Origin of the sequence: Bradyrhizobium frederickii (assembly GCF_004570865.1) — a bacterium.
Lineage (GTDB): Bacteria > Pseudomonadota > Alphaproteobacteria > Rhizobiales > Xanthobacteraceae > Bradyrhizobium > Bradyrhizobium frederickii.
The window spans coordinates 45,065-54,320 of sequence record NZ_SPQS01000035.1; the positions used below are offsets into that span (position 1 = coordinate 45,065).

Genomic DNA, 9,256 nt, shown 5'->3' on the forward strand with positions numbered 1-9,256 from the left:
TCGACGCCGGCGCTAAGGGCCGATGGGCCCATGCGGGGTCGTTCTATCACAATTTGGGCCAAAGGACCGCCGCGCGCCCCGGAGACAAGCCGGCGTGGTTACCCGCCGTGGACGCCGGGGCGGGGTGGAAGGAGGGATTGTCGCAGCCCCATCAGCGGTTGAAGAGTTGCCGCAGCACGTCGTTCATTGGCTGACTGTCCTGCTGCGCGACCGGCGGGTCGTCCAGGGTCGGGGCTGTGGGCGAAGCCTGCGGCGCCGGCGTGGAGGATGGCGCCGGCAGGCTGCGGCTGCGGCCGCTGCCTGGCGCGGTGCCGGTGCTGCTTCCCGCGCCACCCGACAACCCCTGCTGAATCAAATTGCCGAGCGCCTCCCCCAGCGGGCCGCCGAGCAGGTTGTTCTGCCCGGGCTGCTGGGCCTGCGGATTGGCGTTGCCGGCCGCATTGCCGCTGCCCGGCGCATTGGCACCGCCAAGGCCAAGGCTGCCCAGAATGTTGCCGAGCCCGGCGCCGTCAGGGCCGAACAGGCCCTTGCCCATCTCGCGCAGCTTGGCATAGGCGGCGTCCGGATTGTCCAGCATGCCGGCCATATCAGGGTAGATCCGCGGCTGCGACCAGGAGCCCTGGATCATCACGGGAATGCCGAAGCCGACCGGCTCATTGGTGCGGCCCTGGCCTTCGGTGGTCATCACCAGCTTCGGCTCGACGCGAAAACCCATCATCTTGGTGTCGAGCGCGATGGTGCCGGCGCCGGTGACGCGCACCAGCGGTCCGATCAGGTTGAGATCGGTCGTGACCGCCTGCCCCTTGTCGATGCGGAACGAGGCCGAGAGCTGCGACAGGTCCGTGCTTTGCTCCTGACTGGGGCTCTGGCTGTCCTGCCAGCCGGACAGCGTGCCCGTCGTCAGCGAGCGGATCATCTGCGCGACGTTGATGCCGCGGATGGCGCCGTCCTGGAAATTGACGAAGGCGGTGCCCTGCATGTTCGCCATCAGGGCGCGCTGGCTGGTGCCGGCGCTGCGCAGCGCGAGTTTGGCCTGCAGCTTGCCGTCGATGCGGTCGAATTCGGCGAGGCCCTGAAGCAGCGGCAGCGCCCGCACGCCGACCAGATCGGAATGCATGGCGAAGCTCGGCGCGCCGGTGGTCGCATCGAGGATCACCTCGCCCGACACCTGGCCGCCATAGGCGCCGAGATTGGCGGTGCCGGCCTTCAGCACGCCGCCGGCGAGCTTTGCATCGAGCGCCAGCGGCGCGATGCGCGCATCGCCGATCACGGCCTCGTTCGCCGAGATTCTCACCTGCGCATCGACATAATTGAGCCCGGAGACGTCGATCGGCGCATTGCTCCAGGGTTGTCCGGCCGCGCCCTGCGGCGATTTCGCCAGCGGAATCGCCAGCCGCTGGAAGTCGAGATCGACCTTCACCAGGGGCTTGCTCGCGATGTCGACCGACGCCCAGCCGTTGAACACGCCGTCGCCGAGCCGGCCATTGACGCCGTTGATCATCACGACGTCGCCGCTCAGCCGCATCTCGGCGTGGCCGGTGAGTTGGGACTTGAGCACATCAGGCATGTCGATGGCGAAATCCACGGGAACGGTCGGCCGGTCGGCCGGCGATGCCGGCGCGGTTGCCTTGACGTCGAACTTGGTCGGATGATCGCCGACGCGCGCGGTGCCGGTGACGTTGACCCTGCGGTCGCGGCCGACGATCGCGTCGGCGTTGATGGCGCTGATGCGGCCATCGACCCGATCGCGCAGGCGGGAGAATGCGACTTCGCCGTCGGTGACCTTGACGCGGTCGATGGTCGCGCCGTCGACGTTCAGCGTCGGCGGCTTCGAGGACGATCCGGCATTCGGCAGGCGCTCACGCAGCAGCGGCTGGTAGAGCACGGGATGGGTGACGATGAGCTCGCTGATCTCGGGGCGGCCCGACCACAGGCTGGAGAGCGACATCTCGGCCTGCACGCTGTCGACCGTCAGGCGCGTGATGCCGCTGCGATCCCTGGGGTCGGCAAGCGTGAGGTCGTTCAGGGTGACGTTCAGCGCCGGCCACAGGCTGATCTTCGTGGTGCCGTCGATCGACAGCCGATAGCCGGTCGCATTCTCGACCCGCGAGGCGATCGTCGAGGTCAGGAAGCCCGATGGGATCCCGATCACCAGCAGGGTTGCGATCACGATGATGACGGCGGCCAAAGCCGCGCCGACGAATTTCACTGCTCTCATGTCGACTTTCCAATGACGGACGGTCGGCGTCGAATCCCGCCGGCCACCCATCCTTCGCGCCCTGAGTTTATCCCCGGACGGGAAGCGGCTCCAAGCGCGTAAAAATAGTCAGGGGGTGCTGCAAAGTTATGTGACTTATGACACACTTCTCCGACGCGGTTTTACGCGATCCTGATGGTGATGGTTTCAAGCGATTTGCCGAGACAACGGACCAGAAACGTTCACAAGGACATTCAAATGAGCAAGCAGGCCGAATTTGCGGTCATCCTGAAGATGAACGCGATGTTCGCGGATCTCGGTGCCGACGAGCTCCAGCGGCTGTCCAACCTCTGCCACACCCAGCATCTGGGCAATGGCGAGGTGCTGTTCCAGAAAGGGGACCCCGGGGACGCGCTGTTCGGCGTGCGCCGTGGCCAGGTCCGCATCGAGACCGGCGCCGCCGACGGCAGCCGGCTGACGCTGAATTTCATGGGACCGGGCGACCTGTTCGGCGAGGTCGCGGTGCTGGACGGCCAGAATCGCACCGCGGATGCGACCGCGGGCGAGGCCAGCGAATTATTCGTGCTGCGGCGCGAAGATTTTCTCAGCTTCCTCGAACGCGAGCCGAAGGTCGCGATCAAGATCATCGCGCTGCTGTGCCAGCGCATCCGCTGGCAGAGCGAGCGCATGGAGGAATCCATGCTGCAGCCGCTGCCGGTCCGCCTGGCGCGACGGCTCTGCGCGCTCGCCGCCGATTTCGGCTCCGAGGTGCACATCTCGCAGGAGCAGCTCGGCGTCTTCGTCGGCGCCGCCCGCGAGAGCGTCAACCGTCAGCTCCAGGCCTGGCGCAAGGAGGCGATCCTCGATCTGCAGCGCGGCCGGATATTGCTGCGGAACATGACCAAGCTGACCGCGATCGCGCGCAACGAGTGAGGTCAACCGATCGGCAGCCTGCGTCGGCGGACGCGATCATGAAGTCCTATCGCGGAGGCGTGGACGGCGCCATGTCCCAGCTCTGTGAGCCAGCGCGACAGCACCGGCGAGAGGGGCATGTCGACGAGGAACTTCACTTAGCCGGGACTGTGGGACGCAGCTCGACGGCCTCGTCCTCAGCGAGGAAGGCCGCATAGCGCAACGCTTCGTCAATGTCTTCACGTTCGAGATACGGGTAGTCGTTCAGAACGGATTCCCGGGTTTCGCCGGCGGCCAGCAGGCCCAGCAGCCGCGCCACTGGAAACCGCAACCCGCGAATACAGGGCTTGCCGGTGCAGACCGCGGGATCGATCGTAATACGCGTAAACGTCATGGGCACAACATAGCGCCAGCGGCCGCCTTTCGCCAGTGCACGACCGCGGCCTTTCGAACCCTACTCCGCCGCGGGATGCACGATATTCCTCGGTGCTGGCCCCGCTTCCGCCGGCGCCGCTCCGTGATGGCCGTCCGTCTCGGCGTCGTCGCTGTGCACGATCAGCCGCTTGGCGAAGCGCCAGATCAGGGCGCCGAAATCGTCCATCACCATGAACATCGCGGGCACGAACACCAGCGACAGGATGGTCGAGAAGATCAGGCCGCCGATCACCGCGAGTGCCATCGGCGAGCGGAACTCGCCGCCGGCGCCGACCGCGAGCGCGCTCGGCATCATGCCCGCGGCCATCGCGATCGTGGTCATCACGATCGGACGGGCGCGCTTCATGCCGGCGTCGATCATGGCCTCCTCGCGCGGCTTGCCGGCGCGAATGGCTTCGATCGCGAACTCCACCAGCATGATCGCGTTCTTGGTGACGATGCCCATCAGCATCAGGATGCCGATCCACACCGGCGTGGTGAGCTGCTTGCCGGTGAGGAGCAGGGCCGCGATGGCGCCGCCGATCGAGAGCGGCAGCGAGAACAGAATGGTGATCGGCTGCAGGAAGGTGCCGAACAGCAGCACCAGCACGGCGTAGACCATCATCAGGCCGGCCGTGATCGCGGTGGCGAAGCCCTCGGACAGTTCGTTCAGGCTCTCGGCGTCGCCGGAGGGCGAGACCTTCACGCCCTTCGGCCGGCTCTTCATCACCGGCAGGTCGTAGATCTTCTTGGTGGCGTCGCCGAGCGCGGCCGAACCGACGAGGTCGGCGGCGACGGTGGCCTGCCGCTCGCGGTCATAGCGGTTGATGCTGGTCGGACCCTGGTCGAGCTTGACGTCGGCGATGACCGAGAGCGGCACGCCGCCCTTCTCGCCGTGCTCGCCGAGCGGCACGCGCAACTGCTCCAGCGTCTTCAGATTGCCGCGGGCGGCATCCTCGAGCTGCACGCGGATCGGCACCAGTCGGTCGCCGACGTCGAATTTGGCGAGCGCGGGTCCGACATCGCCGATGGTGGCGACGCGGATGGTCTGCGACAGGCTTTCGGTCGAGACGCCGAGCCGCGCGGCAAGATCGGCGCGCGGTTCGACGCGCAGCTCTGGCCGCTCCAGCGTGGTTTCCGAGATCACGTTGGAGATGGTGGGAATCCGCTTCATCTGGGTCGCGAGCTCGCTCGCGAAATTGTTGACGATGTTGGCGTCGACGCCGGTCACGACCAGCGAGATGGCGCGCAGGCCGTTCTCGTCGAGGAACCAGAAGCGGATGTCGGGAATGTTCTCCAGTTCCTGGCTGATCGAGAATTCGAGCTCGCGCTGGGTGATGTCGCGGGCATCCTTCGGCGTGTAGTTGATGATCAGTGCGGCGCGCCGGACTTCCTGCGTGCCCGGCGGGACGCGCCCGCCGTCGACGAAGATGCTCTTCACCTCGGGCCGTTTGCGCAGGCGCGCGACGATGTCCTCGGTGACCTTTTCGGTGTAGGCGAGCTGGGTGCCCGGCGGCAGTTCGAGGGCCAGCAGCGAGCGCGCGCTGTCCTGCGCCGGCAGGAATCCCTGCGGCAGCAGCGTGATGCTCCAGATCGAGGCGGCGAAGATGCCGAAGCCGACCAGCACCGTGATGAAATAGTGCTTCACCGACCAGGCCACGATGCGGTGATAGGACCGCAAGATGCGCCCGGGCGGCGGCTCCTCGTGATGGCCGTGCTTAAGGAAGTAGGCGGCCAGCACCGGCGTGACGAAGCGCGCGGCGAGCAGCGAGAAGAACACCTGCACCGAGACGGTGATGCCGAACTGCTTGAAGAACTGTCCGGCGATGCCCGACATGAAGCTTGCCGGTGCGAAGATCGCGATGATGGTCAGCGAGATCGCGATCACCGCGAGGCCGATCTCGTCGGCGGCCTCGAGCGCGGCGCGATAGGGCGATTTGCCCATGTTCATGTGCCGAACGATGTTCTCGATCTCGACGATGGCGTCGTCGACCAGGATACCCGTCGACAGCGTAATGGCGAGGAAGCTGACGAGGTTGAGCGAGAAGCCGAGCAGATCCATCGCCCAGAACGCCGGGAAGATCGACAGCGGCAACGAGATCGCGGCAATGATGGTGGCGCGCAGGTCCCGCAGGAACAGCAGCACGATGATGACGGCGAGGATGGCGCCCTCAAACAGGGTCGAGATCGCCGCGTGGTAATTGCCGTTGGTGTATTCGACCGAGGTGTCGATCACCTTCAGGTCGACGTCGGGATAGGCGGCCTTGAGCGCGTCGATGCGCTTCTGAACGGCCTCGGCCACCTTGACGTCGCTGGCGCCCTTGGACCGCTTGATGCCGAGCGCGACGATCGGCTCGCCGTTGAAGCGGGCGAAGGTGCGGCGGTCGGCGATGGTGTCGGTGACGGTGCCGAGATCGTCGAGCCGGACCTCGCCGCCGCCGAACAGCGGAATCATGGTGCCGGCAAGGTCACCCAGCGTCTTGGCGCCCGCGAGCGTGCGGATCGCCTGGTCATTCTTGCCGATCTCGGCGCGGCCGCCGGCGACGTCGACATTGGTGCCGCGCAGGCTCTGGCTGACATTGACGGCGGTCAGGCCCATGGCCTGCAGGCGGTCCGGGTCAAGCGAGACCAGGATCTCGCGCTCGACACCGCCGATGCGTTCGACCTGGGCGACGCCGCGGACCCCTTGCAGCGCGCGCTTGACCACGTCGTCGACGAAATAGGAGAGCTGCTCCGGCGTCTTGCCGGGCGAGATCGCTGCATAAGTGACGATCGGCAGGCCGATGACGTCGACGCGCTGGATCAGCGGCTCGGTGACGTTCTGCGGCAGGTTGGAGCGCACGCGCGTCACCGCGTCCTTGACGTCGTTGAGGGCGCGGTCGGTGTTGGTCTCCAGCGCAAACTGGATCGTGGTGACCGACACGCCGTCGGTGATCGAGGAGGTGATGTGCCGCACGCCCTCGACGCCGGAGACGGCGTCTTCGATCGTCTTGGTGACCTGGGATTCCAGCTCGGCGGGTGCCGCGCCGAATTGCGAGACCACGACCGAGATCACGGGAATGTCGGCCGACGGCAGCCGCGTCACCGCGAGCTTGGTGAAGGAGACCCAGCCGAGAATCAGCAGGATGATCGAGAAGACGACCGACGGCAGCGGATTGCGGATCGACCATGCCGAGATATTGAGAGCCATCAGCGTACCCGCGTGCGATCGAGTTCATCGGCGAACATGGTCTTGATCTGGTCGCCGTCGTGGAGCGAAGAGCCGGCATCGGCGACGACGATCTCGCCGACCTCGAGCCCTTCCAGGATTTCCGTGGCACTGTCGGACGACAGTCCGACCCGTACCTTGCGCGTCTGGATCGTGTTGCCCTTGACGACCTGAATGGTGAGATGGTCGATCGCCGTCTTGGGAATCGAGACGCCGCAGCTTCGCTTCGCGTCGATCGAGGCGCGCGCGAACACGCCGACCTTCAGCGAGGGATTGTTGGTGACGCTGATGCGGACCCGGCCGAGCTGCGTGGTGCGGTCGATCTCGGGCGCGACCAGCCGGACCCGGCCGATCAGATCGGGCGCGTCGTCGCGGCTGATGCGCACGGTGGCGCCGGAATTGAGCTTGGTCATGTGCACCGCCGGGACCTGAGCATCGAGCTCGATCTCGTTGTTGACCGCGATGCGGAACATCGGCCCCGCCTGCGGCGAGGCCGGCGCGCCGACGATGGTGCGGACCTCGGTGACGAGGCCCGGCGCCGGCGCCTTCAGCGAAATCGGACCTTGCGGGCCCGGTCGCTGCGGCTGGCCCGGGATCTGCGGCGGCGCGGTCAGGCGCGCCAGCTCCTGGTTGTCGGCGACGATTGCGCCCTCGGTGACCAGGAGGTCGGTGACCCTGGAGCCTTCCTGGTCGGCGATAACCACGGCCTCGCGGCGCGGCACGAAGAAGCCGGTCACACGCACCAGGTCGGAGAAGCAGGCATTGGTCGACTTCGTCACGATGACGAGCGCCTCGCTTTGCGTCTCCTTCGGCTCGGGGCGCTTGCGATGCTCGAACAGATAATAGCCGACGCCGAGTGCCACGACGAACACCACGGTTCCGGCAGGCTTGAGATATTCGGAGAGATTCATCGCCGGATCATCCTGGCCTGGCTCACGGCCGTCCGTGCGAGGCCCATGAAACGCGTTTCCCTGAAACGAAGCGGCGTCCCGCAAGGCTGCGGGACGCGCTTTGGAAGCGAGACTTTACACCACATCACGACCGGTCACTTCAAAGGATTGCGTCGTGCTTACTTCGATGCGGTGGTCTTGTTTTCCATATTGACGACCTGCACGCGGCGGTTGACCTCCGCCATCGGCTGGCTCGGATCCTTCAGCTTGCTCTTGCCGTAGCCGACGGTGACGAGATCGGTCGCGGAAATGCTGTACTTGTCGACGAGGTAGCGCTTGATCGCGTCGGCGCGACGCTCCGACAGGTCCTGATTGTAGGCTTCGCCGCCGGCGGCGTCGGTATGGCCGGCAACCACGAAGGTGGAGCCCTTCAGGTCGGGACTGGTCAGTGCGCGACCGAGCGCCTGCACGGACGGCATCGACTTGGCGCTGATATTGGCGGAGTTGTAGTCGAACGTGATTTCGAGATCGATGTTCGGCTTGTCCTTGGCGGCTGACGCGATCTCCTCGCGCTCGATCGACGACAGGGAACGCGTCGAGCGGCCGCGCACCGACTGGATCAGCTTGGTCTCCGCCGCGTTCGGCGCGGGATCGGCCTGCGGGGCGATCGAGAGGCCGCGGGTCAGGGGCTTCTTCGGCGCCGGTGCCAGTGCGCGGACGATGTCGTCCTCGGTGACGTTCTTGCTGTTGCCGTCGTCGCCGGCGAATGCGGGCGGGGCCGGCAGCGACAGGGCGGCGCCAAGAGCGATGATGGACAGGATCGCGGTAAGTCCCTTTGCAGCCGATTTCATAGCCAGTCCCTCCAGTGCAGCCAGTTCGCGCGGTTCGAAAATTCCTGCAATCAGCCCCCCGTGGGGAGCCTGCGGCATCCGTTCGTTAGTCTTGCCTGGACCCCCCAGGGTTCGAGGCGCCGCCGGCCTCAGCTCAAAAAAATACTAGCGCACTCCGTAGCTTGCAAATTCCTGAACGATGTTCGGATCCATCGCTTTGGCGTTGGCGATATCGAGCGCCCCTTCCTGGGCGGAGCCGTTGCGCTGCTTGGCGAGGCCGCGTCCATAGAGCGAGGAGGTCAGGCGCGGGTTGATCTTCAGGGCCGCATCGAAATCGGCGATGGCGTTCTTGACCGCGCCCGACTTGAGATTGACGAGCCCCCGGCTGTCCAGCGCATCGACGAAATTCGGCCGCAGCCGCAGCGCCTCGTTGCAATCCTTCAATGCGCCCTGGAGGTCGCCGACCACGGTGCGGGTCCAGCAACGATTGTTCAGCGCCTCGACGTCCTTCGAATTGATCCGAAGCGTATCGTCAAAATCCTTGATGGCGAGGTTGTAGGCGCCCTTGCTGGCGTAGACCTGGCCGCGCCGGTACAGCGCGTTCACGTCGTCCGGATTGGCGGCAATCTTGGAGGTCAGGCTCTTGATCGTGGGATCGTCGGCCAGGGCCGCGGCACTCGGCCCGCTGTCCGTGCTCGTCGGCGCCGGCGCGGCATCGATCGGCTTCACCGGCGGAGGCGGTGGCGGCGGGGGCAGGGCTGCCTCGACCTGCGGCTTCGGCGTGGGGGCCGGCGCGGGCGCGGGT

Annotated in this window: 7 protein-coding genes; 1 reads left to right on the top strand and 6 read right to left on the bottom strand. The window is 66.2% G+C overall.

What is annotated here, in order from left to right:
- Nucleotides 1-151: 151 nt before the first annotated feature.
- A complete protein-coding gene (locus E4K64_RS35540; protein ID WP_135167433.1) occupies nucleotides 152-2,218 on the bottom strand; it encodes an AsmA family protein in 2,067 nt (688 codons plus the stop codon).
- 237 nt (nucleotides 2,219-2,455) lie between these two features.
- On the opposite strand from E4K64_RS35540, the gene E4K64_RS35545 reads away from it, so the two are divergent.
- The gene (locus E4K64_RS35545) at nucleotides 2,456-3,130 is read left to right on the top strand and encodes a Crp/Fnr family transcriptional regulator (RefSeq protein ID WP_028133182.1); all 675 of its coding nucleotides are present in this window, start codon (nucleotides 2,456-2,458) and stop codon (nucleotides 3,128-3,130) included.
- A gap of 133 nt (nucleotides 3,131-3,263) precedes the next feature.
- On the opposite strand, the gene E4K64_RS35550 is transcribed toward E4K64_RS35545, so the two are convergent.
- The 5 genes from E4K64_RS35550 to E4K64_RS35570 all read right to left on the bottom strand — a co-directional run.
- Nucleotides 3,264-3,503, bottom strand: coding sequence for a DUF433 domain-containing protein (locus E4K64_RS35550; RefSeq protein WP_135167434.1), 240 nt, complete (start codon nucleotides 3,501-3,503; stop codon nucleotides 3,264-3,266).
- Between the two features lie 60 nt (nucleotides 3,504-3,563).
- Nucleotides 3,564-6,713 (bottom strand): efflux RND transporter permease subunit, encoded by a 3,150-nt coding sequence (locus tag E4K64_RS35555; RefSeq protein ID WP_135167435.1) that lies wholly within the window; start codon nucleotides 6,711-6,713, stop codon nucleotides 3,564-3,566.
- A complete protein-coding gene (locus E4K64_RS35560) occupies nucleotides 6,713-7,642 on the bottom strand; it encodes an RND family efflux transporter (RefSeq protein WP_135167436.1) in 930 nt (309 codons plus the stop codon). The genes E4K64_RS35555 and E4K64_RS35560 overlap by 1 nt, the downstream gene beginning before the upstream one ends.
- 158 nt (nucleotides 7,643-7,800) lie before the next feature.
- Nucleotides 7,801-8,472 (bottom strand): OmpA family protein, encoded by a 672-nt coding sequence (locus E4K64_RS35565; protein WP_167772427.1) that lies wholly within the window; start codon nucleotides 8,470-8,472, stop codon nucleotides 7,801-7,803.
- Nucleotides 8,473-8,616: 144 nt separating this feature from the next.
- Nucleotides 8,617-9,256 (bottom strand): tetratricopeptide repeat protein (locus tag E4K64_RS35570; RefSeq protein WP_135167438.1); only part of this gene is annotated, 640 nt, incomplete at its 5' end.

Excerpts from the sequence above, each read along its gene's own strand:
- E4K64_RS35540 (WP_135167433.1), bottom strand. The coding sequence starts at position 2,218 with ATGAGAGCAGTGAAATTCGTCGGCGCGGCTTTGGCCGCCGTCATCATC.
- E4K64_RS35545 (WP_028133182.1), top strand. The coding sequence starts at position 2,456 with ATGAGCAAGCAGGCCGAATTTGCGGTCATCCTGAAGATGAACGCGATG.
- E4K64_RS35550 (WP_135167434.1), bottom strand. The coding sequence starts at position 3,503 with ATGACGTTTACGCGTATTACGATCGATCCCGCGGTCTGCACCGGCAAG.
- E4K64_RS35555 (WP_135167435.1), bottom strand. The coding sequence starts at position 6,713 with ATGGCTCTCAATATCTCGGCATGGTCGATCCGCAATCCGCTGCCGTCG.
- E4K64_RS35560 (WP_135167436.1), bottom strand. The coding sequence starts at position 7,642 with ATGAATCTCTCCGAATATCTCAAGCCTGCCGGAACCGTGGTGTTCGTC.
- E4K64_RS35565 (WP_167772427.1), bottom strand. The coding sequence starts at position 8,472 with ATGAAATCGGCTGCAAAGGGACTTACCGCGATCCTGTCCATCATCGCT.